This window comes from Roseomonas acroporae, assembly GCF_023223525.1.
GTDB classification, from domain to species: domain Bacteria; phylum Pseudomonadota; class Alphaproteobacteria; order Acetobacterales; family Acetobacteraceae; genus Roseomonas_E; species Roseomonas_E acroporae.
Genome location: NZ_JALPRX010000232.1, coordinates 1 through 348, shown reverse-complemented (window position 1 = coordinate 348; position 348 = coordinate 1). Strand labels below are relative to the sequence as shown.

Annotated in this window: 1 protein-coding gene; it reads right to left on the bottom strand. The window is 79.0% G+C overall.

Annotated elements, in window-relative coordinates:
* A partial coding sequence (locus tag M0638_RS28210; protein ID WP_248670282.1) for a hypothetical protein occupies window positions 1-348 on the bottom strand: 348 nt, incomplete at both ends.

Genomic DNA, 348 nt, shown 5'->3' with positions numbered 1-348 from the left:
GGACAGCCGCGCCCAGAGCCGTAGCCGCGCGCCCGACTTGAGGCCATGGCTGGCGGTGGCGCCGACGAGGCAGGCGGCCTCGCGGAACGCCGCCGGCAGGGTGGCACGGGCGATGGCGCCGCAGGCGGCGAGGTCGCGCGGGTCGGTGCCGGCCGGCAGTGGCATGCCGTCGAGGTCGAGCGCGATCCAGGCGCGCGGCACGTCGCGCAGGGTTGGCGCGTCGCCGGTCTTCGGGTCGGCGTGCACCAGGCGCCGGACACCGCGGGTGCGGGCCGGATCGGCGATGGCGCCGCGCACGATGGCGCAGGACCGGCGGCCGGCGAGGTCGTGCAGCAGCGCAGCGAGCGC